This is a genomic window from Vibrio sp. CUB2, from assembly GCF_001557945.1.
GTDB classification, from domain to species: domain Bacteria; phylum Pseudomonadota; class Gammaproteobacteria; order Enterobacterales; family Vibrionaceae; genus Vibrio; species Vibrio owensii.
Genome location: NZ_LNRB01000006.1, coordinates 146,663 through 169,477 on the forward strand (window position 1 = coordinate 146,663; position 22,815 = coordinate 169,477).

A 22,815-nucleotide genomic window follows, 5' to 3' on the forward strand; every position below is an offset into this window, starting at 1 on the left:
TTATCTCCTAATTAACCTAATCAATCTTTCTTCAACGTCACAGCTATGCGACCAATTACACCGATATCTTGCTCTGCTACTTCCATAGTGTTGTCACCAAAAGCGATAGCAAGCTTCTTACCTGGTAGACGTTGAATTTGGTTTATGGATAAACGGCCATCAACATCAATCAAGTAATTGCCAGCCACAGCATCTCGGTCGTTTTTATCTACCAAATAAATTGCTTCGTTAGTTTCTAATTCAATGGTGTTTTTCGGATTTAGAGCAAAGCTATTGAACCGTCGAACAGGATAAGGAACTAAACCTGTTTCAATTAGCTTGCCGTTGCTAAGGCAGTAGCTATCGATGGTTTCTACTTCTTGTTGAGATAAAGCTGCGCGGAAGAACTCTTTCTCCGTATTACCTTCAGATACAACTTTGAGTTTTGGTCTTTCTGTAACAGGAAGAGCCAACTCTTCTAATGGAATACCCAAGGAAAGTGATAGACGAACCATTAGCTCGTGAGAGGTGCGATTGTGAGTGTTCCAAGTGCTAAAAGTTGACTTAGGAACATCTAGAAGCTCACCAAGTTCTTGAAAATCTTTGCAGTTAGTGACCCTTTTGAGGTTTGAAGTAAAGTCGTCACCTTTCAAATAGTCAAATGGCAATATTTTGTTATTTGACATTCTTATATCCCTGTAATTTGATTTGGATCGTCATTTGGTAATTTACAATTGTCGAATGACGATCTAGAATCTGTTTGAGTTTCGGGAGTCATGCCGACCAAAGCAAATGACAACCGGTGAATATAGACATAAACGCAAGGATATCACCATGCTTAGTTTCAAGATACCACCTATCAGCCCTTACGTGACTTTAGAAGAGTACTCACGCGTTACAGGTTTGCCGATTGGCACTATCCGTCAGTACATCAGTGAAGGTCGCGTCATCATCAAGCCTAAAGATAAACCTCGCGATAAACCGCTGATTAATATGGTTGCAATGCATGAAATTGCCGCTCGTGAAGCGATGGAAGCTCTAGAGCCAAAATCAGGCAAAGCAATCGGTAAGGCGGCTTAGGCCATGCGCTTTTCTTCTCTAATCCCAACCAAATCATACTGCCCGTTGTGGCTACATGTGTTTGCTTGGGTCGTCATTTTCGTACCGCCTTTCATGTAAGAGTGTGGATCATGGACAAACAAATCGCCATGTGCGGATTGCGCGAACGCAAACAGCAATCTTTCAATGCTGCATGTAGCGACTTCGCCGTCAATCACAATATGGAAAAGCTAGCACCACGTATTGGGCTGACTGGAAGAATGCTGCGTAACAAGCTGAACCCAGAACAGCCTCATAAGTTAGACCCAGTTGATTTGGCATTGCTGAGTAAAGAATCCGGCGATTACACCATTGTGAACACACTCTTTGCTGATCTCGGTGTGGTGACAGTCCAACTGCCACAAGAAGGTGAAGAGAAGAACCTATTAGAGCGCACTCTGCTCAATAGCCATTTTTCAGGTGAGCTGTCTAGCGATGCAATGCACATGTGCAGTGCAGACCGTTTACCTCGCAGTCAAAAACGCAAAACCATCGCCAAGGTACAAGCTGCCATCGGTAACTTGGTTTTGTTCGTCAATGATTTAGAAAACCGCACCACAGGCTTTCAGCCTCTCATGCAAATGGGCACAGATTTCCTAGCCAATGGTGCACCTATTCCAGGTTTAACCTAAGGAGTCCACGTGAGTCAGTTAGCTATTAAACAAGAGCGCCAGTTGCAGACACCAAATGCCGCAGAAAGCATTGCAGCTTGTAAGGCTCTTTTCACTGGCGAGGCCACTCGCTGCAAGTTGAGAAAGGTGTTTGACGCACTACCGGATAAAAGCCGTGGCCTAGTGCTTATTGCAGGTGGTTTACCTGCGAAAGATTACCAACGCGCTTTTGAGTCGTTTAACGACTTGGAGCTGCAAAAGATTCGAAGCGGAATGCAGTATCTAAAAGATTTGATTGTCAGCTTCGACAATGACTTGGGTGATGTTCGTCGCCTCAAGCATTACCAATTCAGTAGTACCCATTAGACAGCAAGCCAGCCTTTGCCCCTGTAACAGGGGGCTTTTTTTCGTCTTAGCGTAGGAGCATAGAAGATGAATGACCAAATTTTAGTAGAAATCAGAGACTCATTAAGAGAGTTAAAAGCTTTGGCAGCGCCAGTAGTTTACGTGAATGCTGACTGTTTCACACCAGAGCAAGAGCAGGACTTGAAAGACAGCCTTAGCAAGGTTAATGGTGGAATGTTTGTTTCAAACACTCCCGCAGAAGCGTTGGCATTAAAGCAAAAGTTGTTTAACGGTCTGAATACCAAGCGTGAAGTGTTGGACATTGTTAACGCTATCAATGCGCTGGCGATAGCGAATACGGATGTGTTGCATGTCATGGTCGAGTTTGCTGGTCATGTAAATGGACTAGATGTTCGTGTTAACCATGTTGCGACAAATTACGGCACTAGCAATAGAACCTATTTGATGAATGTTTGTGTGTATTTAGATGAAGAAGACGCGCTGCAGGAATTGCTAGCGGCAGAGAGCCAACTCACAGAACTAATCATTGAAGCTCGTGAACAAGCCGAAGCAAAAGCGGAGGTGGAAGCATGAGCATCCTAACTATCTACCGCAAAGACTTAGAGTTCGGTCTTCGTCACGAAGGTTTTACTTCTCGCAAAATCGAGCAATTTATCCGTGTTTTCAACTCAGTTGAATCAAGCCAAGGCGTGATGTTAGAGCTTGATTCTACTCGTGCAATGTTGGTGAACGTAAACGGCACAGAACAAGGTTTGTGTCTTGAAGACTTCATCACTGCATGGTGGGTTTACTGGGTTGTTGTATTCAACCAATCAACCGACGGTCCAACACATCACCAAGCGCTTGGAGCCATCCGCGCACTTTTCTTTATCTCTGCAAGTACTAAAAGCACTAGCCAAAACGCAACTATGCAAATGTGGTGGCGTGACTGTGAACCACTGCATGGCTACCCAACGGTTGAGGCGATCTAAATGGAATACGCAGCAATCATGCTTTGTCCTGATGGCGGCATTGTCCGCCATGAGGAAACACAAGAAGTCGCCAACGTATTTGTTGGTGATTTTGACTCACTAGACCAAGCCATCGAACAAGCGTGTTCTTCTCTCAACTGCACTCACTTAGTGAAAGGGGTTTTGAGTAAGGGCAAAGGAAAAGGTGGTTTCATGCTTGTTACAACACAGGAGCTAGAAGCGGTATGAGAAAAGATTACATCTACGAACTTGACGGTCACAAAGGTCAGTCAGCGATCGCAAAAGCGTTCGGTATTCCTCTAGGTACTTTGAAGTCAAGACTTCGTAACGGCAAAACGATTCGCGAAGCAGTTCATTTTGTTGATGGCAGAGAGAACAACAGCGGTACACCAATGCATGAATGGAAAGGCATTAAAGGAATCGAGAACATCGCCAATGCGATCGGTACCACGCACACCACCATTTACAAGCACTTGAGAGAAGGTTGCTCACTGGATGAAGCCGTAACCAACATTAAAAAGAGCAAGGCGAGAGCGGAGCAGGTTCGCAAGCTTCGCGCTAAATCTAAAGCGAAGCCAATCGAAATGGTTGGTATTAAGAAGCCAACTTATACCAATCCGCTTTGGCAAATGGCGTTGAGTGTTGGTGCGTAAGAGTTTAAGCGTGAATCACCTAATCGAACCAACAGAAATCGAGCTACTGGACTTAGATAAGTTCGGGTTTGACCATGATTACAAACGTGCGGCTTCTCTGGCTTGTCAAAGTTGGGGAAGCATGCACGTTTTTCCGCAACCGCCAAAAACGATTGCTGATGCTTGCTTTGGGGCAAGACGTTTTGATGAGTCTCTAGAACCTGACGACATGAGCGTGATCGAACGTAACCTGTTCGAGGCGAACCCACGTGATTTTGAATGGTGCAAAAAGCAGTTTGAAAACTTGCCAGATTACTTGGTTAAGTACTTTGCTAAACGCTACATCAAAACTTGCAACGCTAAGTTAAGTGACAGCGACAAGAAAAAAGGCATTCGCAACCCACAGCAGAAAGCGAATACCTTCTTGCGTGAAAGAATGCGTCCGGCAGCGGAACGTGTTCGCATGGTCATGACTCGCTACAAGAAATTACCAACCACTCAAAAGGTGGCTTTGCTCAGTGAAGAAATTGAAACCACTGACCAAAGCGACTTTGTTTCTGCACATCCAGCGATCGCAAAACCTCAACTTCGTTTTGATTTCGACAAAGCGGAGAAAAACCGCAAGCCAGTGAAAAGCCGCATCTTGGCAGAATTAGAACTGGATGAAATCAAAGAGATGGCATTCAAGATTGGCAAAATCATGAATGCGCGTTTCCAAATTATCTCTTCTAAGTTGGCAAGCATTACGGAAGCTGAACTGGAAAAGGACAAAACGTTCTGCCCTGTTGTTGAGGGCTATCACCAGTTAGCTGCTTTCACTTCCGAATTTGGCATTAAGCCACCATGCAAATACAAAAAGCAAAATGAGTTGTCTGCTCTGCAAGATATCTCTCGCATGATTAGCGAGAAGTGGTGGCTTGGTCGTTTGGTGAAAGCGCGAAAAATTATGCGTGAGCACCTAGCGATTGCCATGGGGCAAGTCTCTTCAAAAGCATCGGCTTATGCGTCTTGGGATTGTGTTCGTGAGCACCAAGAGCAGCAAAAGCGCAACTGGGAATACATCAAGCAATGTGAACTCTTCGACGAAGAAAACGAAGAAAAAGCTGATCTTGCTGAAATGGTTCTGAAAAGCGTATCTAACCCAGCGATTCGCCGTCATGAGTTGATGGTGCGCTGTCGCGGTTGTGAAAACATCGGTAACGAGCTTGGTTTACAAGGTTTGTTCCTAACGCTAACCACGCCATCTAAATACCACAACTCATACAAGAAAGGCGGATTCATTAACCATTGGAACGGCGCAAGCCCACGTGAGGCGCAGTCGTACCTTAACAATGTTTGGCAGCGTATCCGCGCTAAGTTAGGTCGTGAAGAAATCCGTTGGTTTGGCGTTCGTGTTGCCGAGCCTCATCACGATGGCACACCACACTGGCATTTGCTGATCTGGGTTAAACCAGAAGATGTGATGGAAGTGCGCGATATCTTTATCAGCTACGCAACATTAGAAGACCGTGGCGAACTGCACCCGCAATACGAGAAGGAAAAGCAAAAGCCATTTCGTAAGGGTAGTTATGTTGGTCCTATGGATTACCGCCCACGTTGCGACTTTGGTTACATCGACCCAGAGAAAGGTACCGCAACAGGCTACATCGCAAAATACATCTCTAAGAACATCGACGGTTTTGCCATGGACGATGAAGTGTCCGACGAAACAGGTAAATCTGTGAAAGACATGGCGAAGAATGTTAGCGCTTGGAAAAGCCGCTGGGCTATTCGTCAATTCCAATTCTTTGGTGGAGCTCCGGTTACGACTTACCGCGAGTTGCGCCGCTTCGCAAGCCAAAACAAAAAAGCCTTTATGGAATACGTGTTCATGCAAGAACGCGCTGACCTGTTGGATATGTACTACATGCTGCACCGCTATGTGGTTGGTCCGGTTAAACCTGATCACCTGTTAACCAATAAAGAGTTGGTAGACGTGATCGGCAAAAACTACCAGGCACGAATCCAATCTGATGAAGCATGCATCGTAGATACGATGAAAGCGGCAGACCATGGCAATTGGCAAGGCTACATCATGGGGCAAGGTGGTCCATTCGTTAAGCGCGAAGATTTGCTGATCACAAACTCATATCAAGTGCTTCCTTTTGCGTCTCCTCACGGTGAGGACGTACGCAAGATAGAGGGATTCCAAACACCGGAAGCGGTCGTTAAAACTCGCACTAAGGTTTGGACAATTCAAAAGAAATCAAAGGTAGAAGCAGAAGCTGAAGCGATCACCCAAGGGAGCGTAGCGACCGCAATTGGTGCCTCCGGCACCTCTCGGAGTTCTGTCAATAACTATACGGAGCCCCGAGACGAACAGGTCAGCAATCAGCTATCCCGTTTGTTAGAACCAGAGAGACATATGAACAATAAACCATCGGTTCTCGATGAATCGACGGTGGAGGCGCTGCTAAAAGGCAGCTCAATTCGAGTCGACAGTGAAAGAAGTTTGCAAATCCGCCCTGCGGAGCTGGACGAACACGGCAATATTCGCCCAGCGCAACTGGTTGAAGTGACTCGCACACCTGCGGAAGACCGCAGTTGGATGAATTTCGAAGGTTGGGACAGTGTGTTTGCTCAGCCTGAAAACAAAGAATATCAACAACCGGACTTATCGTTCTTCCCAGAGATGGAAGACGATTGGCCGCTAGCGTAGGAGCTATGACATGTACAAAGAATTAGGCGTAAACCAAGAGCTATCAATGTTTGTTGAAACTGAGCTTGAAAAACGATTGAAGCAATTAGCACAAAATAGTGAAGCAAACGACTTTGAGATTTTGTTGGCACTCAAAAACGTAGTCTCAAAACAGGAAAACTTAATGGCTGTAAAGACTCAATCAGCCGCACTTTGCAAAGTTTTAAATGGTATGGGGTCAAATAATGGAAAGAACTAATCGTTGGGCGATGAACTTCGTAAGTGATTTCTTTGATAAAGAAATGAAAGAAGGTGAAAACTTAGTCATCGTCGTGGATAACGAGAAGTTACCGAAGGTTGAGTACTCTTCGCTGCAGGAAGCCTTCTGTAAGATGAAAAATATTAGATGTTGGTACGGTAAAGGCATTAAACTGGATAGCAAGACAGTCTATTTTGTCACTACTAAGATGCAAACCATTGCTGGGTATAGTGGTCACTGTATTGTGATGACTAGTGGCAAACCGTCGAGAACCGCCAATATTTTATCGACTAGTATATCGTTACATAAGCGGTGGAGTTGGTGCGTTGTTGATTTAAGCATTTAACGAGTAAAAGAGTATATCCTGAGAAACCAAGCCCACCAATCCGGTGGGCTTTATTCTTTCTGCGTGATGGACTTAATCAGCTCAATCAATGCGTGACGAATTCGATTGGGTACCAGTTGAGTCGCGGAAAGCAGTTCCTGATCGTCAATCGGTCTTTTGTTCAATTCCCCCAAGGCAACATCCACAAACGTGAGTTGGTGGTACCGACACAGTTTGCGCAGTTCTGTCAAATCTGGTGAGCGCTTCCCTTGCTCGATACGCTGATAGGTCGTAAGTTTAATACCAGTTTGAGTTGCAATTTGCGTCTGAGTTTTTCTTTTTCGTAATCGTTCTTTTACAAAAAAGGAAACGATTGGATCTAAACCTTTGAATTCACTTGTCATGCAGATTCCTTCACTAGTCTCCTTTGACTTATAGGAGCGAAAGATATGCCAACTATGACGAGTCGTTAACAAAAGCGTCTTCAAATCAAATTTTGATATTTCATTAATTCTTATTATGCAATGCGATTGTTATGGAATAGCAGTCGCTTATATAAAGATAAATATAGATAACAAAATCGCACATTGAAATTGTGGGACAAAAACCACTGTATTAATATACAGTAGCTCGTCAGTTAGGAGGCTAAATGGCTGTATTACAACAAATTGGAAAGGATCAGGTTTATGAGCAAAGGGACATCGCCCTATCTGCATTAGAAATCGTGGTCGATGGCGTTGCGAACAGTGAGGCGACAGCACTTACAAGATTTGCAGGGGCATACATTGCGGGCTTGATTATCGCTGATATGAAAGAACCGTTGGACGAAGAAAAAGAAAAAGCCATCTTGAGCATTGTCGAGATGGCTTGTGAAGCGGAGAGTACTGCGTTTATGACAAAGTAATTTACGAATACTCGTAATTTAAAGCATCGAAAGTTGCTGTTTAAGGTGTTGTCGTGCTTCTGGCGGCAGCGCCTTACACAACTCAAAAGCCATTTGGCTGGTTGTTTTTGCTGATGGGCTTAACGTATGGCTATAAGATAAGTTCATCACAAAACTGTGCCCACACTCTGGGTCACTGCAACTGCAATACAAATCTGAATGACTGTTAGATAAACGGTTGGATTTTTGAATACAGCTCTTTTGACCGCACTCTGGGCACAACACTCTCATAGTAAACACCTAGCTTATTGACTGACCTAATAATCATACGCCAATAAGCTGTGTTTTTGTACAGTCTAAAACGAAAGTTTACGCCGCATCTCCAACAGTCAAATCAAACTGCAAGTGAAGGTTCGGCGGGATCTCTGGGTCATTGTTCACCGCATCCATAAAGCGCTTACATACCGGAATCACTTCATACTTATCGTACACATTACTCACCTTGATTGGGTCGGGGATGGTGCCGCCTGTTTGGGAGAACATGCCACCCATACCAGTTGGGAAGCGGTGGCCAACAAACACATCCTGCGCGGTGATGTTTTTGATTCGCTCAAACTCATCTTTTGTGGCGATATCACCAACCGGAATCAGTTGAATGCCTTTCTCTTTGCCGTTTGGAATGTTCACAAACATGCTGCGGAAGTTGCCCACGCCCTTTGAGCTCTGGATTTTTTGGCGCAACGCTTCTTCGTCTTTTTCATCCAGGTTCGGGTCCGTTGCGTAGAAGATGAAACCCATGTGTGCACCGTTCAGGTAATAACGGCGGCGAAATAGCGTAGCATCGCGGTTTAACAAGCTGCTTTGAATGCTGCCCAAGTAATCGGGTAAACCATACACCTGTTGTTGTGGGTCATACTGAGGGATGAAAACCACATCCTTTGCTTTGAATACCTTTTGCTTGTTATTGCCAAGGAGCTGGACAAAATCACCGTTTCTGCGCTTTCGCATGTGTACCATTGGCAATGGGTGTAAGCCAATTACCTTTTTCCAGTGATTTCGCAGTTTAACAAACGCCGCCATCCCTAAACCGAAGTAATCCCACGTTGCGTTATTCATTAAGAACATGGACATCGCCCCACCTTGCGAGAAACGTCCGGCAACATAGTTTGCTCGTGCTTTGAGCAATGAGCCGTGATAGCCATTGGCATTGGCAATATCAGCCAAGCCTTTGAGTGAGATTGGCGTTTCCCAGTAGTCTTCCATATCGTTGTAAACCAACTCACAATAGCGGGTCATCCAACTGTTGGTATCAACAGGTTCGGGAGTCGGGTCGAAACTGTATACCGATTTTGCTTCGGTTGGCGTATCTGCCGTTTCGGTTTGAATCATTTGCTCTGTCATGCTGCTAATTGCCCTTGTTCTGCGGAGAATGACCAACGCGATTTGCGTTTGGTGCTGTGATCGAGTGGTTCGTTAATAAGTGCGTGAGACAATGCCCAGAAGTCATCGGCGTGACCAACCAACTCGCTCCGGTCTGCTTTGAACGTCATCATGTTGCCGCTGTTGGTCGATGTGCGCTTGATTGCCATAAATGACATGGCGGTTTCTTTATTGTTTGCGTCAAACTGCAAACGGTTACCGTCAATCACATCAATCATCTTCATCACCAAGCGGTTTTTGTTTTCGTTGGAATAATGAATAGCCACGGTTTCGCGTGGGTGCTTGTTGTGCAGTAGGTCGTAAACACCTGCACCAATGCCTGTGATATCAATCCCAAGGTAAGTCACATTGAAGCGTTTGAAGACTTTGCTGATCTCATTGGCTTGATGTTGGAAGCTCAAACCACGCCAACTGTGTTTTTCCAGTATGCGGAATTTCTCCACGGCAACGATTGGTGGAGCGACGACCATCAACACAGCATTGTCTCGGGTTCGTGATGGGTCATAACCTAGCCATACCTCGCGGCTACCAAATGGTCGTGCTTTCTTGACGTCATAGTCTTGCCAAATAGAGGCATCCACCATGCACTTTTGAATCTTGTTGAATTCAAAGATGGAACTGGCACCATCGACGAAAACACACATGAAGAGGTTGTTGAAGTCGGTTTCACTGTACTCTTCGCGCAGTTCGTCAATATCAAACAAGTCACAACCACCTGCGGCGGCATCTTCAATGGTGACTACGTAACGCCATTGTTTATCAGGACATAAACGACCGCCCTTGCGGTAATCTTCGAATGTCGGGAACTCGATATTCTTGCGTGTGTCTTTGCCTTCACGCCATTTGTCACCCGTCCAGAATGAATAAGCGGGGTGCATTTTGGTGGATGGTGTCGAAAAGTAAGTTTTGCGCCACTTCTTATGCGTCGCCATTGCCGATGCAACTTTGTTCAGCTCGTCAAACTTACCAATCCAAAAGTACTCATCGACATAAACGTGACCGTGGTAACTCTGCGCCGTTTTGCCGTTGGTAGAAAGGAAGTGAAGTTCAGCCCCGTTCGATAAGGTGATCGGGTTGCCTTGCAGTTCAAGGTTTAAGAACTCCTTGGCTAGCGAGATGATGTAACGACGAAATACCTCTGCTTGTGCGCGAGAAGCGGATAAGAAGATTTGGTTGTCACCAGTAAGGATGGCGTTTTCTAGCGCTTCACCACTGAAATAGTAAGTAGCACCAACTTGGCGAGATTTAAGGATGTTACGAATACGCTGATGCAGGTTGTTACGCATAACCACCTGGTATTCAAACAAAGAGTCATGCCAAAGCTTGAAACACTCTTCGGTGATCTCGCTGACATCATTCTTACCTTTCTTCTTCGACTTACCAGAGCTGCTATTGCTGTTTGAATCGTCTTTAGCTTGTTTGGCGTTGTTGCCTTTTTCAGACGGATTGGCGGCAGGTTTTGGTGTTTCAGAGGCGCGGAGTTTCTTAAGTTTGACGTGATGGTCAATCAGCCGATCGAGCATATCCAATTGTGGTTTGCTTGGGTTTTCAATTTCAAGCAAGGTTTGGATACGATTCGCGATAGCTTCATCAATCGTTTGTTCACGCAACATATCACGCCAACCAAACTTATCCGCCCAATAGTAGATGATGCGATCGTTATTGAGGTTCAGTTCGTCGGCGATTTCACGTGGCGTCCATGCCTTCAAATAGAGGGCTCGGGCGGCTTGTCTGATTTCGGGAGAATATGCCATAAGCGAATGATACGCCCCGAAAACACCTTGATTCGCCTACAAAAATTCCTTCCTTTTCCAGTTTTTCAAATATCCGAATTCACCCGAACACAAGTTGCTGAAAGCCTAAAAACTTGGGCGTATTGTTGCGGCATCTAAAGGCAATTTCGCATTAACCAGTAAGAGTGTTACCACATGCCAAAAACCAGTGATTGGGTAGTGGTTGCCACAGAAGGCAACACAGTAGACGGAAGAAAAATCGCCGCATCTTGGATTAAAGATATGGCGGAGCAGTATTCGAAAGAAGAATACACAGCTTTAATTTGGCCGGAACACTACCGCAGTGATTGGACGCAATACAAAGGCAAGAACTGGGGCATTGTTGAAGAGCTAAAAGCAGAAGAGAAAGACGGCAAACTTCGCCTGTTCGCCAAGCTAACACCTAACCAATTCTTGCTAGAAGCAAACAAGGAAGGTCAGAAGCTATTCACTTCTATCGAACCAAATCCCGACTACAAGGGCGAGGGGCGTTGTTATCTTGAAGGTCTAGCTGTGACTGACTCCCCAGCCTCTACAGGTACAACGCTACTCAAATTCTCACGCTCTACTAATGGGCAAGAAACGACTTTGGAATCTGACGCATTAGAAGAGGTCGATTTTTCTCAGTGCTTAACACGTTTCGAGCGTTTCTACTCGTTTTGTAACCACATCTTTAGTTCTGAGCACGAGCCAGAACAATCAGTAACACCTCAACCAGAGGATGAAGAACCAATGAACAAAGAGCAGTTCGACCAAATGATGTCGGCAATTGAAGGCATCGGCAGCAAGCAAAATGAACTTGAAGAGAAGTTCAATACGTTTGGTAAAAATACGCCTGCAGCGCCAGAAGCTGACGAAAACAATCCAAAACCGGAAGGTTTAACGCCTGAGCAGTTTTCGACACTAACTGAACAACTTGAAGGCATTGCGACTAAGCAAGGTGAGTTGGAAGAGAAGTTCAACAAACTGAGCCAAGAAGCACCAGACCAACGTCCTGATCCTGCGCCTGCGGGTGACGATTACATGCCTGTTTAATCACAGGCGCTTGAAAAAACTAACCAGGAGCATCGCGTAATGTCGCAGATTCTTACTCAATCAGCTCGCGAGAATATGGACCACTTCGCTCAGCAATTAGCGAAAAGCTATGGCGTTACTAGCGTCGAGCAGTTGTTCAACGTCTCGCCACAGCTAGAAACCAAACTCCGTGCAGCGATTTCCGAGTCTGCCGAGTTTCTAAAAATGATCACCGTTGCCACAGTTGACCAAATCGAAGGTCAAGTGGTCGATGTGGGTGTGAGCGGTTTGTATACAGGTCGTAAGGCTGGCGGTCGCTTCCAAAAACAAGTCGGTGTTGGTGGTCACAAGTACAAACTTGCAGAAACCGACTCATGTGCAGCTATCACGTGGGCAACGTTATGCCAGTGGGCAAACCAAGGCGGTCGTGATCTGTTTATGAAGCTGGTATCGCAGTTCTCCAACCAAATGTATGCACTAGACATTATGCGTATTGGTTGGAACGGTGTGTCTGCCGAAGAAACAACTAACCCAGCAACTAACCCTCTAGGTCAAGATGTTAACGAAGGTTGGTATCACTTTGTGAAGAATCGCAAAGCTGCTCAAATTGTTGACGTTGATGTGTATTTCGATGCGAACGGCGATTACAAAACACTGGATGCGATGGCGTCTGACATCATCAACAACCAGATCCACCCAATGTATCGCAATGACCCTCGCCTAACGGTATTCGTTGGCTCTGGTTTGATTTCTGCTGCGCAATACAAGCTGTATGACGCTGCTGATAAACCAAGTGAGCAAATCGCGGCGCAAAAAGTGGATAAAACCATCGCTGGTCGCCCTGCATACGTTCCACCATTTATGCCAGACAACGCAATGGTTGTGACGATTCCTGCAAACCTACAAGTGCTAACACAGCACGGTACTGCGCAGCGTAAAGCGAAGCACGAAGAAGACCGTAAGCAGTATGAGAACTCATACTGGCGAATGGAAGGTTACGCAGTGGGTGTGTTGGAAGCGTTCGCCGCTTACAACCCAGAAAAAGTCCACATTGGTCCTAAACCTCAGGCGTAAAAGGTAAAGCATGAACTTATCCCCTGCAATGCGCCATAAGTTGGCGATGGCTGAAAAGCAAAACACAGTGGCGCTCGCTGCCACTGTACCAAGCCCAGACAGTTTGCACTTGCGCTTAATCGAGTTTGAGCAAGACAAACTCAAGTTGAAAGACTTCGTGCAGATTTCGGAAAAGGTCAACTACAAGCGTGACGTACTGATCCCGAAATACAAAGAAGTCGCAGAGAAGTACTTGGCTGCAGGGGAAAGTTATCAAAACCCAATTTTCACGGATTTGATTATTTGGTTGTTTGATACCAAAGACCTTGAAACCGCGATTGATTGGCTGTTCAAAGCCATCGAGTTGGACTTACCAACGCCGGAGAACTTCAAACGTTCGAGTTGGGCTGTGGTATGTGGTGACTTTGTCCTCGAATGGGCAGAAAGCCAACTACCTAATGGACACTCGATTGAGCCGTACTTCTCTCAAGTGTTCGAGAAAATCGACAAAGAGTGGAAGTTGCCAGAGAAGCTTGAAGCCAAATGGTACAAGTTTGCGGGTTACGGATTGCTGCTTAATGAAAAAGGTGATCCACAACCAAGCCAAATCGGCGATTCAGAGCAATTAGAGAAGGCGAAAAAGCTGCTCGAAATTGCCCATGAAAAGCACGACAAAATTGGTGTTCAAACCAAAATCAAGCAAATCGAGATGCGTCTTAACGCACTCGCAGAAGGCAAAAATTTATAGCGTTTGTCTATAGACAGACTCCTACGCCACCGCACCTCGGCTGGCGAGGTTGGAATAACCTGCGTGGTTCATTCTAAACCGTCGACCCAGTGGCTAGAGGTGCCCTAATTCAGAAAGAGCTAAGGAAACGTTATGAGCTTTGGCGGCAAAGTTAACAGCGCACCAAATACCACCATACCAGGTGAAGGTTGGGTGGATTTATCCACCGATGAGTTCCGCAAGCTGCGCCGCATTCCTCATACGTTCGATAACAATTCACTGGCTTATGCGGTATCCATCGCCGCGCTAAACATCCAAGGTCGATTGGATAGCCTGATCGAAAACGGCGAAATACCGACATTCAGTGGCGCTAAAGCCCTGTTGTACAAGCGAGCAGTTTACGGTCGTGCACACGCTGAGTTGATTAAAGAGTTCGCCACGCAAGACCGCCGCAAAGAAGGCGAAAGCGTGGCAACGGATGAACCGGAACAAGAGGCACGTTTTCTCGCACAAAGCACTCGTGATGTACGTGAATTACTTGGGCTGAGTTCTAACGGGATTGAATCACTATGAGCGATACCACTTACAACAAAACCAAGCTTGAGCACCTAACGGATTACATCGTTAGTCACCTCAATTCAAGCGTGCTCGATAACAAGATTGAAGCTTGGCAAGAGAACGGAACTATCGTTCCAAATGGCGAAGACCGAGGTAACGGCGGTTATGTTGCCTGCCACTGGAAATACAACGCAGTGTTGAACATTGAAGAGTTTCCACACAGCTTGCTAGACCCACGATGCTTATTGGCTTTGGTTGCCTGTTGGTTGAGTGATTACGAGCCTGACCGAAATGAAGAAGAGTTAGGTGATCCGCAACTGTCCGTTGATGTGATCAGTGGTGAAATTGCTGACGTGTCCATCGAACTTGAGTTGATGGAGCCAATTGAATTGATTCCTGACCCAGCAGGAATGATTACTTGGCGCGGTGAAGTTTACCGAGTCCAAGCAGTGGAAATTTATACCGCAGAAGAAGCGGAGTTGGTGAATGAAGCCTCAGATTAACGTCAATGAGCGCGATGTTCTCAACATGCAAGAAAAGCTTGCGATGTTGGCACTACCACCAAAGAAGCGTTTCTGGATTTTGAAAACGCTCGGTCGTTGGGAAATTGCCAACGTAAGGCGAAGAATTCGAGCGCAAAAGGACATCAACGACAAAGCGCTAGAACCGAGAAAAGGCAAAAAGCGCGGCAAAGTTTTAAAGCGAATGGCAAAGGGCTTAACGCCTTATGTACGAAATGCCAATCAGCTTGATTTGACTTGGAGCAACAAGTTAACCGCCAAACTCGCAGCAAGGCATCACACAGGGCAGTCACAAAAAATGACTCGTCATCAGATGCAAAAGCGATGGGGAAAGCCGGATTACTCCGCACCATGTACCAAAGGGCAAGCAAGAAAGCTGAGAGAACTTGGATACACGGTAAAGCGAAAAAGCGGCAAAGGGCGAAAGAAACCCAGTTTACGTGAGTTGATGGCAACCATCACACATGGTCAAGCGGGGCAAATTATTCGAGAACTCTCTAATCAGCCAAGTATCACTAGTTGGGATATTCCATTGGCAGAACGTCAGATTCTCGGAAGCAAAGAACGTGAAGTCAGTCGTCAGCTCATCAAAATTTTTGAGCAGGCAAAACAGAGGACATAACCAATGGCAACCGGAAAGGTAGAGGTTAACAACCTCAATTTAGGACAAGGCGGCATCCCAGAGATTGAACGCCATGTGCTTTTCATCGGGCGCACTGATAAAGCCGAACTGCAAGGCAAAGTGACCCGCATCAATAACATGACCAACCTTGACGAAGTCGTTGCGGACGATGCACTTGGTCAAAACGTGAAAGCGGCGCAACTCAACGGTAAGCAAAACTGGACAGGTGCGATTGTTGGCTTAGCGGCTGACGATACTTGGCAAAATGCCGTGGACTTAGCAAACCTGACCGATTCGTTCGAAGGTATTGCCATCTGTGACCCAGTCACCGAAAAAACTCAGTTCACTGATATGCAATCTAAAGCTACGGAGCTGACAAGCAAACTAGGTCGTTGGGTGTTCTTCCTTGCTGCGTGTCCGGGCATTGTTGCAGAAGGTGAAGGCGCGCAAACGTGGGCAGAGTATGAAACCACCATGATCACATTGGTGAAAGATGTTGCTGCAAACTTGGTGACTCCGGTTCCTCAACTTAACGGTAACAATGTTGGAGTGCTTGCTGGTCGACTTTGTGACCGCAGCGTAACGGTTGCTGATAGCCCAATGCGTGTTGCGACTGGCAGTGTACTTGATTTGGGTGACATGCCAACGGACAGCGCAGGCAAAGCCTTAGAAATGAGCACCATTGGCACGTTAGCCGAAGCGCGTTACTCACTGCCGCAATGGTATGCCGATCTAGAGGGTGTTTATTGGACAGACGCCACCACGCTAGAAGCGAAAGGCGGCGATTATCAATACCTCGAATACGTTCGCCCAGTTCACAAACTCAACCGTCGTGTGCGCATTAAGGCGATTCGTCGTATCGCTGACCGAATCCTTAACTCGACGCCTGCAAGCATTGAGTTAAACCGCACCTATTTCCGCACGGACATGCGTGAAATGTCCAAAGGTACAGAGATCGCGGGTATCACCTTCCCTGGTGAAATCATGAAGCCACGAGACGAAGACGTCACCATCCAGTGGATGACCAAAACCAAAGTGGTGATCGGTTTGATGGTTCGCCCTCACAACTGCCCGAAACACATTGTCGTAAACATCGCGTTAGACCTAAGCAACGCAGCAGATACGGAGGCGTAATCCATGAGCATGCGTATTTCTGGCAAGAACATGCATTTCTCTTTGGGTGATTACAAGCTCAAAGCAAACAAGGTGACGTTGTCCATCACTGACAACTCAGCGGTAAACAAAACGGGCGGTGTGCCTGATGGCTATGTCGATGGGGATGTAGAAGCCAGTGGCGAAATGGAGCTGACAACGCAGCAGTTCAACCAGTTGAGCAAAGCAGCAAAACAAGCCGGTTCTTGGCGCGGTCTTCCTGCCTTTGATGCTCTGTTCTACGGAAAGATTGATAAAGACGAATTGAAGGTGGAAGCGTTCGGTTGTCGCATCAAGATTTCTGACCTGCTTGATATCGACACCAACGGTGGCAGCGCATTGCTTCACAAACTGCCTTTTGACGTGACCAGTCCTGATTTTGTCAACATCAACGGTACTCCTTACCTACGAGAAGACGAAACCGAAGACCTAACGAACTAAGCAGGGGGAACGATGGCAGATGTTATCGACCATGCCTGCGGTCTTGAAGCCAAATTCACTGAAATGGCGCTTGCCAACCAATTGGCAGGGGCGAAGCGAATTGAACAACGGGAAAGCGCACATGAATGCGGCGAATGTGGCGACCCAATCCCAGAAGAACGCCGCCAAAAAGTACCAGGTTGCAAGTACTGCACCCAGTGTCAAAGCGAATTGGAGCGAATGAAACGATGAACTTAGCAAAGCTCTTTATTGAGCACATCATCAAACCAGTCCTTGACCATCTGGATATGGCATCCGGTGGTAAAGGCAAACTCAACACTCAAGCAGCAATCAACCTGATCCTGATGATTATTGCTCACGAGTCTGGAAAGTTTACTTACTCAAAACAAGTCCGTGGTCCTGCGTTAGGTTTCACTCAAATGGAGCCAGCAACGTTCAATTGGCTTATTGAGTGGCTCGGAAAAGGTCGACCGCATTTGCTCGATGCACTGGAGATGTTTGCACCAATTGGCGGTTTAGATGCGCGTTACATGGTTATCTCACCTCAGTTTGCGGTAGCAGCGGCGCGGCTTAACTTGATTCGCTTCCCAGAAGCGCTACCGGATGCCGATGACCTAGAAGGTTTAGCGCGGTACGCGAAGAAGTACTGGAACACAAGTGCAGGTAAAGCAACAGAACAAGATTACCTGTTGGCATATCAATCCTTGATCGGAGAAGCAGCATGAACTTCTTAACCGGAATCGTAGGCAAGACACTGCTTGAAGTATTGAAGGGTCTGTTCTTCCAAATCAGTTGGACAATCATCCTTGAACGCTTCGCAACTCGCCTTGTTGTGTGGGGCTTGGAAACCTTGAAAGGTCTGAGCACGAACGATGTTCTTCAAGACACGGTTGACGACATCATCGCGGCGCTACAAGGCAAGCGCTTGAAAGAAATCCCTCAGAAGGAATAGCAATGGATTCATCATGGGTATCGGCGATTGTGGCAACCGTTGCACTCTTTATCGCCATCATCAATGTGGTTTTCGGCAGAACGGATAAAGGACAAAGCACCTCACAAGACCATGATCGTCGTATCCATGCCAATGAGCTAGCCACTGAGCGACTGCGTGGTGATGTCGCAGAAAAGTACGCCACAAAGCACGAACTACGCGAAGCCGTAGACGACATTAAAGAATCTATGGACGGTCGATTCGACCGTCTAGAAGCCAAGTTAGATAAAAAAGAGCGAGAAGCAGCATGAAAACAATCGTTTTAACCATCGGTGATGATCTGGAACTTAACTTTGCACCAACAGAAGCGGAATACAGCGACTACATGAGCGAAGTTGCTAAAGGCGAAATCGTTAACTCTGCCCACAACTTCCTGATGAATACGGTAACGGACGAAAGCAAAGACGCGTTCCGTGACCTAACCAAAGGTAACCCAGGTGCAGCACTTCAAATCGTTGGTGAAGTTCTGAAGGAATACACGCCGAAGCTGCAAATTAAAGTAAAAAAATAGACGCCCTTGTTCGGGCTATGGATTCCAACGAGCTCGAACAAATGCTTGCTTGGCGGCGCAAGTGGTTGCCAAGCGAGACAGACAGCGAAGAGAACCTAGCAAGGGCGATTTGGTTAGAAAAGCAGTATTGGAAAGGCATGCAAATCGCCACAGCAAATGGCGTAGCAAAAGCATTTAGCGGTTAGCTTTATTGGGCAAAAGGAAACATCAATGCTACCAGAAGCACTCAGATTCACAGTTGGACTTGTTGACCAGATTTCTAAACCTCTGGGCAACATTCAACGCAACTTGACCGATGTGGCTAACACGTATCGTGATGGCACCCATACGATGGTTGCAGGTGCGGCAGGGGTAGCAGGTGCAGGTTTTGCCCTACAAAGTGCATTGATGCCTGCCATTGAAATGGACCGCGCACTTGGTGAGGTGAAATCACTCGGTGTGGCTGATGATGCATTAAAGGCAATTGCTAAAACCGCGCTAAATTTCAGTGCTGAGTATGGACAAAGTGCCATTGAAGTGATCCGACATTCAGAGGGCATTAAGAATGCCATGGGCGAAATGCCAGCCGATGTGATGGCAAGCGTTACTCGTTCCAGTGCAACACTGGCGGTCGCGATGAAATCTGATGCGGAAACCACAACCCGATTCCTCAAAAACCTTTACGGTAACTATAAAACCCAAGCAGATGCGATGGGTGTTGATGTTTGGGCTCAGAAAATGGTTGGCATGACGGCGACAGCAAAGCAACTTTATGGCGTTGAAATGGATGCCATAGAGGGCATGGTCGATGGAATGCACTCGCTTAGTTCCACTCTTGGGGTAAGTGTGGAAGAACAGTTCGCCGTGTTCAGTATGCTCAAAGGGCAAATGTCTGATGGTGATGCGGTCACTCAATTCACTAACTTTGCTGAAAATGCAGTAGCAGCACAAGAAAAACTGGGTGTTTCTTTAGTAGGAACAAACGGACAACTGCTACCAATGCAACAAATTTTGGAAAACCTTTCTCCATTGTTGGAAGGGCTTTCTGGCACAGAAGCAAGAACTTTACTTGATGAAGCGGGATTGGGCGACGGTGCGTTGATGTTAACCAATCTGGTTCGCCAAGCTGGAGAGTTTGGTGATCGCTTAGACACTTTCAAAAATGTGTCTGGCATGGAAGTCGCCACAGATATGGCGTCAGATATGACCGACCAATGGCAACGGATGGAGCAAGGAATGTTTGCTATTCGTGCCGCAATTGGTAGTGCGTTATTACCATCGCTAGTGCCATTGCTCTCTTCTCTTGCTGATGGTGCTCAAGAAATCGTTGAGTGGACTCAATTGTTCCCGAATATCACAAAGATGATCGGTTACGCAGGATTGATGCTACTTAGCTTCGTAGCTATCAATGGTTTGGTGACTATGGCAGTAGGTATAGCAAAACAGGCGATGGCATCTTACGCGATAGTCACTAAAGGCTACGGCTTGGCGGTCGCAGGTGTGAACAGCATTTTGAAAGCGTTCAAAGTGGCAATGTTGGCAGCAAACATCGCAATGATGGCGAACCCAATCGGTTTAGTGGTTGGTGCCGTTGTCGCAGCCATCGCCGCAGTGGGCGCACTGATTTACTACTGGGATGATCTGAAAGCATCGTTCGGCGACACAACATGGTTCCAAATCATAGAAAGTGCGCTTGCTCTTATCATGCTGCCATTCCAAACCCTATTCCAGTTCCTGAAAGCTGGTTGGCAATGGGTAATGAGCGGTTTTACCGATACGAGCGGTTTTGCCTTTATCGGTGATATGGCGAACTCAATGAAAGACATGTTTGCAGGTGTGTTCAACTGGATTACCGAAAGCCTAGCGGGTATTTGGGAGTCAGTAAAAGGGCTTGTTGATTGGATACCAGGTCTTGGCAGTGACGAAGACCTACAAGTGAAATCATCATCAATGACTAACGCTTCGCCACGTCTTCAAGTTCAACCAGGTGGCGCGGCGAAGAACATCGCCAATTACCAGACGAGCTCAACCAACTACGGCGGTGTGTCGATTTATCCAACTTACATGAGTAGCCCACAAGACATGGCGACTGAATTAGAGATGGCGGCAGGTTAATGGCGGAATACAAGTACCAAGACATTTTGATTGAGAACGGTGACGTGGTGCTCGATGCAGGTCGAAACCCTATCTTGATTCAAGACCGAGCTGTGATCGCCCAAGACATCAAACACGCCATTATTGAGAGCAACTTAGCGGTGGATTTGATCGCTGAGCGAAGCCCATCAAAGAAAGCAGATATTCGCACCAAGTTGGAATTGCTCGTTGAAGAGGACGTTCGACTGGTACCAGGTACCGTGCGTTTGGAAGAACCAACCGAAGGCACGATTTACGTGTTCGCAACCACCATTGATTTTGGTGACATGCAATTTGAAATAGTGAACAACGGAGAGCGTTAATGACTGATATTCCAAAACCAGATTATTCCGAACTGGTGAAGCAATCCGGCATTCCAACTGATAAAGACGGCTGGAAGAAAGTGCTAAAGGAAGAGATGAACAAAGAAGAGTGCATCATTTCTAACGACTCGCCGTTTTCTCCTTTTTGGCGTCTCATAGAGTCAGCAGTGGTTAGTGTGACTCTGTGGCTAATTAACACTCTGTTGGTTGGCTATGTTCTACCAAACATGTTTGTTGCAACGGCGGTTGACCAATGGCTCGACCTGTTGGCATGGCAGTGCAAACTCACTCGCAAAGGCGCGACAAAAGCCAAAGGCATGATCGCGTTTCAGCGCTCTGCGTCGAAAGGCCCTGCTCTGGTTATCCCTAAAGATACTTGGATTCAGACCGAACCAATTAACGGCACCATCTACCGTGTGAAAGTGCTTTCTGATACCACGATGCCAGAAAACGAAACCATGGTGATGGCAGAGGTGGAAGCCGAAAACGAAGGCGCAGGCTACAACCTAGGCGAAGGTTATTACCACATTTTGCCAACGGCGATACCGGGCATTGGTGCGGTGACCAACCCTGCAGAATGGTTGAACGAGGCGGGTTCGGATAAAGAAAGCAATGATGAACTGCGTTTACGTGTTCGCAACCAATGGAGCGCGGTTGCACGATGGCATATTGACGCGGCTTATCGTTCGCTGCTTACCAGTCGCGCAGGCATCAATGACGACAACGTGTATTTTGAGCATAACGCCCCACGTGGTCCAGGCACTGCCAATGCGTTAATTCTTCTCGATACAGGTGAGCCTTCATCCGACATGCTTGCCGATTTGAATGAGTACATTCGCATTGAAGGGCAACACGGTCACGGTGATGATCTGCAAGTTCTAGCGATGCCAGAAACCACTCACGATATTACTTGCCGAGTTTGGCCGCAGCGTTCTTTGACGATGGAAGACCGCGAAGCGTTACGAGTGAAGGTGGAGCAATTCATCGGTGCTGCATTCAGACAAAACACGGCCTACTCACCAACAGTGACCAATCCAGTGCTTCGATTCAGTTTCTCGCGCTTAGGACAAGAGCTACATGCCCAGTTCTCTGAGATTGAATCACTCGAATTTGATAACGCTGACATCATCAACAATCTGACCGTGCCGCGCATTAATACGTTGGAGGTGTCGATTGAACATTCCTGAGATAAAGCTGCGTTACTGGATGGGTAGAGGCGAGCTGGCAAAGTTCGCCCGAGCTATGCGTAACTATTGGGGACATGTAAAGTCGGCATTCGAAATGCCACTGCAACAGCATGACCCACTCACCGCACCAATGGCACTAGTAAATATCCTTGCTTGGCAACGTGAGATTGAACGACTAGGGCAAGAGCCGGAAAAGTTATTTCGAATCCGTGTGGCGCATGCCTACGGCTTTGCACGTGATGCGGGTTCGATTGCAGGTTGGGAAGACATGTTCGCCAAATTGGGCTATCCGCATATTGTCCAAGATGAACGTTTGGAGGATATCAATTGGGATGTTATCAGCCTAAAAATCAAAGATAGTGATTTAACCAATATACCTAATCTGCTAGATACAGTGATTAGGCAATACGGGCGAACATGCCGCCGTTATCAATACACCAGTTATGTAGAAATGCCTTTGGCAGCGCGAAGCAAGAATGTAGAAGCGCAGTATTCAACATCACATATCAAGACTCGACTAAACGTTGGCATGCTTCCAAATGTGCTCAACGTTGATTGCGAATATTACCAAGCCACAGTGAAAGGGTAAG

General features: G+C 46.6%; 34 protein-coding genes. 29 read left to right on the forward strand and 5 right to left on the reverse strand.

The features are described 5' to 3' along the window. Positions 1–20 precede the first annotated feature (20 nt). Complete coding sequence (locus tag ATB78_RS11745) at positions 21–665, reverse strand: phage repressor protein CI (RefSeq protein WP_061008740.1); 645 nt, start codon at positions 663–665, stop codon at positions 21–23. A 148-nt stretch (positions 666–813) separates the two neighbouring features. Here ATB78_RS11745 and ATB78_RS11750 point away from each other — a divergent pair, with 148 nt between their 5' ends. The 10 genes from ATB78_RS11750 (at position 814) to ATB78_RS11795 (ending at position 6,939) form a co-directional block, all read left to right on the forward strand. Continuing rightward, the gene (locus ATB78_RS11750) at positions 814–1,059 is read left to right on the forward strand and encodes a hypothetical protein (protein ID WP_061008741.1); all 246 of its coding nucleotides are present in this window, start codon (positions 814–816) and stop codon (positions 1,057–1,059) included. 110 nt (positions 1,060–1,169) lie between these two features. After that, on the forward strand, positions 1,170–1,709 hold the full coding sequence (locus ATB78_RS11755) for a phage regulatory CII family protein (RefSeq protein WP_046264655.1): 540 nt from the start codon (positions 1,170–1,172) through the stop codon (positions 1,707–1,709). 9 nt (positions 1,710–1,718) lie between these two features. After that, positions 1,719–2,054 (forward strand): hypothetical protein, encoded by a 336-nt coding sequence (locus ATB78_RS11760; RefSeq protein WP_029822530.1) that lies wholly within the window; start codon positions 1,719–1,721, stop codon positions 2,052–2,054. A gap of 66 nt (positions 2,055–2,120) precedes the next feature. Next, positions 2,121–2,627: a hypothetical protein gene (locus ATB78_RS11765; protein WP_061008742.1), complete on the forward strand. Its 507-nt coding sequence runs from the start codon at positions 2,121–2,123 to the stop codon at positions 2,625–2,627. After that, complete coding sequence (locus ATB78_RS11770; protein ID WP_061008743.1) at positions 2,624–3,025, forward strand: hypothetical protein; 402 nt, start codon at positions 2,624–2,626, stop codon at positions 3,023–3,025. The genes ATB78_RS11765 and ATB78_RS11770 overlap by 4 nt, the downstream gene beginning before the upstream one ends. Beyond that, positions 3,026–3,253: a hypothetical protein gene (locus tag ATB78_RS11775; RefSeq protein WP_029822524.1), complete on the forward strand. Its 228-nt coding sequence runs from the start codon at positions 3,026–3,028 to the stop codon at positions 3,251–3,253. After that, complete coding sequence (locus ATB78_RS11780) at positions 3,250–3,678, forward strand: hypothetical protein (RefSeq protein WP_046264659.1); 429 nt, start codon at positions 3,250–3,252, stop codon at positions 3,676–3,678. The genes ATB78_RS11775 and ATB78_RS11780 overlap by 4 nt, the downstream gene beginning before the upstream one ends. Positions 3,679–3,799: 121 nt before the next feature. Beyond that, positions 3,800–6,355 carry a replication endonuclease gene (locus tag ATB78_RS11785; RefSeq protein WP_081096593.1) on the forward strand — a complete coding sequence of 852 codons (2,556 nt, stop codon included), beginning with the start codon at positions 3,800–3,802 and terminating at the stop codon, positions 6,353–6,355. A gap of 10 nt (positions 6,356–6,365) precedes the next feature. Continuing rightward, positions 6,366–6,593, forward strand: a complete 228-nt coding sequence (locus ATB78_RS11790) for a hypothetical protein (protein WP_061008744.1) — start codon at positions 6,366–6,368, stop codon at positions 6,591–6,593. Continuing rightward, on the forward strand, positions 6,580–6,939 hold the full coding sequence (locus ATB78_RS11795; RefSeq protein ID WP_061008745.1) for a hypothetical protein: 360 nt from the start codon (positions 6,580–6,582) through the stop codon (positions 6,937–6,939). The genes ATB78_RS11790 and ATB78_RS11795 overlap by 14 nt, the downstream gene beginning before the upstream one ends. A gap of 50 nt (positions 6,940–6,989) precedes the next feature. Here the strand turns inward: ATB78_RS11795 and ATB78_RS11800 are convergent, their stop codons facing one another. Next, complete coding sequence (locus ATB78_RS11800; RefSeq protein WP_061008746.1) at positions 6,990–7,322, reverse strand: helix-turn-helix transcriptional regulator; 333 nt, start codon at positions 7,320–7,322, stop codon at positions 6,990–6,992. Between the two features lie 245 nt (positions 7,323–7,567). Between ATB78_RS11800 and ATB78_RS11805 the strand changes: the two genes are divergently transcribed. Beyond that, the gene (locus ATB78_RS11805; RefSeq protein WP_061008747.1) at positions 7,568–7,822 is read left to right on the forward strand and encodes a hypothetical protein; all 255 of its coding nucleotides are present in this window, start codon (positions 7,568–7,570) and stop codon (positions 7,820–7,822) included. An 18-nt stretch (positions 7,823–7,840) separates the two neighbouring features. Here ATB78_RS11805 and ATB78_RS28395 read toward each other — a convergent pair whose 3' ends face one another. From ATB78_RS28395 to ATB78_RS11815, 3 genes are all read right to left on the reverse strand, one after another. After that, on the reverse strand, positions 7,841–8,092 hold the full coding sequence (locus ATB78_RS28395) for an ogr/Delta-like zinc finger family protein (protein WP_081096590.1): 252 nt from the start codon (positions 8,090–8,092) through the stop codon (positions 7,841–7,843). Positions 8,093–8,170: 78 nt separating this feature from the next. Next, entirely contained in the window at positions 8,171–9,202 is a 1,032-nt protein-coding gene (locus ATB78_RS11810) for a phage portal protein (protein WP_061008748.1), read from the reverse strand. Continuing rightward, complete coding sequence (locus ATB78_RS11815; protein WP_061008749.1) at positions 9,199–10,995, reverse strand: terminase family protein; 1,797 nt, start codon at positions 10,993–10,995, stop codon at positions 9,199–9,201. The genes ATB78_RS11810 and ATB78_RS11815 overlap by 4 nt, the downstream gene beginning before the upstream one ends. 174 nt (positions 10,996–11,169) lie before the next feature. On the opposite strand from ATB78_RS11815, the gene ATB78_RS11820 reads away from it, so the two are divergent. The 18 genes from ATB78_RS11820 to ATB78_RS11900 all read left to right on the forward strand — a co-directional run bounded on the left by ATB78_RS11820 (position 11,170) and on the right by ATB78_RS11900 (position 22,814). After that, positions 11,170–12,048, forward strand: a complete 879-nt coding sequence (locus ATB78_RS11820; RefSeq protein WP_061008750.1) for a GPO family capsid scaffolding protein — start codon at positions 11,170–11,172, stop codon at positions 12,046–12,048. A gap of 39 nt (positions 12,049–12,087) precedes the next feature. Then, positions 12,088–13,101 (forward strand): phage major capsid protein, P2 family, encoded by a 1,014-nt coding sequence (locus tag ATB78_RS11825; RefSeq protein WP_061008751.1) that lies wholly within the window; start codon positions 12,088–12,090, stop codon positions 13,099–13,101. Between the two features lie 10 nt (positions 13,102–13,111). Then, positions 13,112–13,828, forward strand: coding sequence for a terminase endonuclease subunit (locus ATB78_RS11830; RefSeq protein ID WP_046264668.1), 717 nt, complete (start codon positions 13,112–13,114; stop codon positions 13,826–13,828). Between the two features lie 132 nt (positions 13,829–13,960). Next, positions 13,961–14,380 carry a head completion/stabilization protein gene (locus ATB78_RS11835; RefSeq protein ID WP_061008752.1) on the forward strand — a complete coding sequence of 140 codons (420 nt, stop codon included), beginning with the start codon at positions 13,961–13,963 and terminating at the stop codon, positions 14,378–14,380. Then, positions 14,377–14,868 carry a phage tail protein gene (locus tag ATB78_RS11840; protein WP_061008753.1) on the forward strand — a complete coding sequence of 164 codons (492 nt, stop codon included), beginning with the start codon at positions 14,377–14,379 and terminating at the stop codon, positions 14,866–14,868. The genes ATB78_RS11835 and ATB78_RS11840 overlap by 4 nt, the downstream gene beginning before the upstream one ends. Continuing rightward, complete coding sequence (locus ATB78_RS11845; protein WP_046264670.1) at positions 14,852–15,508, forward strand: hypothetical protein; 657 nt, start codon at positions 14,852–14,854, stop codon at positions 15,506–15,508. Before ATB78_RS11840 ends, ATB78_RS11845 begins: the two co-directional genes overlap by 17 nt. Positions 15,509–15,511: 3 nt before the next feature. Next, complete coding sequence (locus ATB78_RS11850) at positions 15,512–16,642, forward strand: DUF2586 domain-containing protein (RefSeq protein ID WP_061008754.1); 1,131 nt, start codon at positions 15,512–15,514, stop codon at positions 16,640–16,642. 3 nt (positions 16,643–16,645) lie between these two features. Beyond that, on the forward strand, positions 16,646–17,101 hold the full coding sequence (locus tag ATB78_RS11855; RefSeq protein ID WP_053349582.1) for a phage protein: 456 nt from the start codon (positions 16,646–16,648) through the stop codon (positions 17,099–17,101). A gap of 12 nt (positions 17,102–17,113) precedes the next feature. Next, positions 17,114–17,332, forward strand: coding sequence for a TraR/DksA C4-type zinc finger protein (locus ATB78_RS11860; RefSeq protein WP_029559268.1), 219 nt, complete (start codon positions 17,114–17,116; stop codon positions 17,330–17,332). Further along, on the forward strand, positions 17,329–17,826 hold the full coding sequence (locus ATB78_RS11865) for a hypothetical protein (protein WP_029822503.1): 498 nt from the start codon (positions 17,329–17,331) through the stop codon (positions 17,824–17,826). The genes ATB78_RS11860 and ATB78_RS11865 overlap by 4 nt, the downstream gene beginning before the upstream one ends. Beyond that, on the forward strand, positions 17,823–18,053 hold the full coding sequence (locus tag ATB78_RS11870) for a hypothetical protein (protein ID WP_061008755.1): 231 nt from the start codon (positions 17,823–17,825) through the stop codon (positions 18,051–18,053). The genes ATB78_RS11865 and ATB78_RS11870 overlap by 4 nt, the downstream gene beginning before the upstream one ends. Before the next feature lie 2 nt (positions 18,054–18,055). Further along, positions 18,056–18,343 (forward strand): hypothetical protein, encoded by a 288-nt coding sequence (locus ATB78_RS11875; protein ID WP_029559265.1) that lies wholly within the window; start codon positions 18,056–18,058, stop codon positions 18,341–18,343. After that, complete coding sequence (locus ATB78_RS11880) at positions 18,340–18,603, forward strand: putative phage tail assembly chaperone (RefSeq protein WP_061008756.1); 264 nt, start codon at positions 18,340–18,342, stop codon at positions 18,601–18,603. Before ATB78_RS11875 ends, ATB78_RS11880 begins: the two co-directional genes overlap by 4 nt. A gap of 17 nt (positions 18,604–18,620) precedes the next feature. Next, complete coding sequence (locus ATB78_RS29410) at positions 18,621–18,788, forward strand: hypothetical protein (RefSeq protein ID WP_155647801.1); 168 nt, start codon at positions 18,621–18,623, stop codon at positions 18,786–18,788. A gap of 25 nt (positions 18,789–18,813) precedes the next feature. Beyond that, the gene (locus ATB78_RS11885) at positions 18,814–20,697 is read left to right on the forward strand and encodes a phage tail tape measure protein (protein ID WP_061008757.1); all 1,884 of its coding nucleotides are present in this window, start codon (positions 18,814–18,816) and stop codon (positions 20,695–20,697) included. After that, entirely contained in the window at positions 20,697–21,038 is a 342-nt protein-coding gene (locus ATB78_RS11890; RefSeq protein WP_029559262.1) for a DUF2590 family protein, read from the forward strand. Before ATB78_RS11885 ends, ATB78_RS11890 begins: the two co-directional genes overlap by 1 nt. After that, on the forward strand, positions 21,038–22,225 hold the full coding sequence (locus tag ATB78_RS11895; protein WP_061008758.1) for a baseplate J/gp47 family protein: 1,188 nt from the start codon (positions 21,038–21,040) through the stop codon (positions 22,223–22,225). The genes ATB78_RS11890 and ATB78_RS11895 overlap by 1 nt, the downstream gene beginning before the upstream one ends. Beyond that, positions 22,212–22,814, forward strand: a complete 603-nt coding sequence (locus ATB78_RS11900) for a phage tail protein (RefSeq protein WP_061008759.1) — start codon at positions 22,212–22,214, stop codon at positions 22,812–22,814. The genes ATB78_RS11895 and ATB78_RS11900 overlap by 14 nt, the downstream gene beginning before the upstream one ends. Position 22,815: the final 1 nt, after the last annotated feature.

Excerpts from the sequence above, each read along its gene's own strand:
- ATB78_RS11835 (WP_061008752.1), top strand. The coding sequence starts at position 13,961 with ATGAGCTTTGGCGGCAAAGTTAACAGCGCACCAAATACCACCATACCA.
- ATB78_RS11805 (WP_061008747.1), top strand. The coding sequence starts at position 7,568 with ATGGCTGTATTACAACAAATTGGAAAGGATCAGGTTTATGAGCAAAGG.
- ATB78_RS29410 (WP_155647801.1), top strand. The coding sequence starts at position 18,621 with ATGGATTCCAACGAGCTCGAACAAATGCTTGCTTGGCGGCGCAAGTGG.
- ATB78_RS11890 (WP_029559262.1), top strand. The coding sequence starts at position 20,697 with ATGGCGGAATACAAGTACCAAGACATTTTGATTGAGAACGGTGACGTG.
- ATB78_RS11850 (WP_061008754.1), top strand. The coding sequence starts at position 15,512 with ATGGCAACCGGAAAGGTAGAGGTTAACAACCTCAATTTAGGACAAGGC.
- ATB78_RS11800 (WP_061008746.1), bottom strand. The coding sequence starts at position 7,322 with ATGACAAGTGAATTCAAAGGTTTAGATCCAATCGTTTCCTTTTTTGTA.
- ATB78_RS28395 (WP_081096590.1), bottom strand. The coding sequence starts at position 8,092 with ATGAGAGTGTTGTGCCCAGAGTGCGGTCAAAAGAGCTGTATTCAAAAA.
- ATB78_RS11820 (WP_061008750.1), top strand. The coding sequence starts at position 11,170 with ATGCCAAAAACCAGTGATTGGGTAGTGGTTGCCACAGAAGGCAACACA.
- ATB78_RS11895 (WP_061008758.1), top strand. The coding sequence starts at position 21,038 with ATGACTGATATTCCAAAACCAGATTATTCCGAACTGGTGAAGCAATCC.
- ATB78_RS11840 (WP_061008753.1), top strand. The coding sequence starts at position 14,377 with ATGAGCGATACCACTTACAACAAAACCAAGCTTGAGCACCTAACGGAT.
- ATB78_RS11885 (WP_061008757.1), top strand. The coding sequence starts at position 18,814 with ATGCTACCAGAAGCACTCAGATTCACAGTTGGACTTGTTGACCAGATT.
- ATB78_RS11870 (WP_061008755.1), top strand. The coding sequence starts at position 17,823 with ATGAACTTCTTAACCGGAATCGTAGGCAAGACACTGCTTGAAGTATTG.
- ATB78_RS11790 (WP_061008744.1), top strand. The coding sequence starts at position 6,366 with ATGTACAAAGAATTAGGCGTAAACCAAGAGCTATCAATGTTTGTTGAA.
- ATB78_RS11775 (WP_029822524.1), top strand. The coding sequence starts at position 3,026 with ATGGAATACGCAGCAATCATGCTTTGTCCTGATGGCGGCATTGTCCGC.
- ATB78_RS11765 (WP_061008742.1), top strand. The coding sequence starts at position 2,121 with ATGAATGACCAAATTTTAGTAGAAATCAGAGACTCATTAAGAGAGTTA.
- ATB78_RS11880 (WP_061008756.1), top strand. The coding sequence starts at position 18,340 with ATGAAAACAATCGTTTTAACCATCGGTGATGATCTGGAACTTAACTTT.
- ATB78_RS11745 (WP_061008740.1), bottom strand. The coding sequence starts at position 665 with ATGTCAAATAACAAAATATTGCCATTTGACTATTTGAAAGGTGACGAC.
- ATB78_RS11810 (WP_061008748.1), bottom strand. The coding sequence starts at position 9,202 with ATGACAGAGCAAATGATTCAAACCGAAACGGCAGATACGCCAACCGAA.
- ATB78_RS11780 (WP_046264659.1), top strand. The coding sequence starts at position 3,250 with ATGAGAAAAGATTACATCTACGAACTTGACGGTCACAAAGGTCAGTCA.
- ATB78_RS11755 (WP_046264655.1), top strand. The coding sequence starts at position 1,170 with ATGGACAAACAAATCGCCATGTGCGGATTGCGCGAACGCAAACAGCAA.
- ATB78_RS11875 (WP_029559265.1), top strand. The coding sequence starts at position 18,056 with ATGGATTCATCATGGGTATCGGCGATTGTGGCAACCGTTGCACTCTTT.
- ATB78_RS11855 (WP_053349582.1), top strand. The coding sequence starts at position 16,646 with ATGAGCATGCGTATTTCTGGCAAGAACATGCATTTCTCTTTGGGTGAT.
- ATB78_RS11845 (WP_046264670.1), top strand. The coding sequence starts at position 14,852 with ATGAAGCCTCAGATTAACGTCAATGAGCGCGATGTTCTCAACATGCAA.
- ATB78_RS11865 (WP_029822503.1), top strand. The coding sequence starts at position 17,329 with ATGAACTTAGCAAAGCTCTTTATTGAGCACATCATCAAACCAGTCCTT.
- ATB78_RS11770 (WP_061008743.1), top strand. The coding sequence starts at position 2,624 with ATGAGCATCCTAACTATCTACCGCAAAGACTTAGAGTTCGGTCTTCGT.
- ATB78_RS11750 (WP_061008741.1), top strand. The coding sequence starts at position 814 with ATGCTTAGTTTCAAGATACCACCTATCAGCCCTTACGTGACTTTAGAA.
- ATB78_RS11830 (WP_046264668.1), top strand. The coding sequence starts at position 13,112 with ATGAACTTATCCCCTGCAATGCGCCATAAGTTGGCGATGGCTGAAAAG.
- ATB78_RS11860 (WP_029559268.1), top strand. The coding sequence starts at position 17,114 with ATGGCAGATGTTATCGACCATGCCTGCGGTCTTGAAGCCAAATTCACT.
- ATB78_RS11825 (WP_061008751.1), top strand. The coding sequence starts at position 12,088 with ATGTCGCAGATTCTTACTCAATCAGCTCGCGAGAATATGGACCACTTC.
- ATB78_RS11795 (WP_061008745.1), top strand. The coding sequence starts at position 6,580 with ATGGAAAGAACTAATCGTTGGGCGATGAACTTCGTAAGTGATTTCTTT.
- ATB78_RS11785 (WP_081096593.1), top strand. The coding sequence starts at position 3,800 with ATGCACGTTTTTCCGCAACCGCCAAAAACGATTGCTGATGCTTGCTTT.
- ATB78_RS11815 (WP_061008749.1), bottom strand. The coding sequence starts at position 10,995 with ATGGCATATTCTCCCGAAATCAGACAAGCCGCCCGAGCCCTCTATTTG.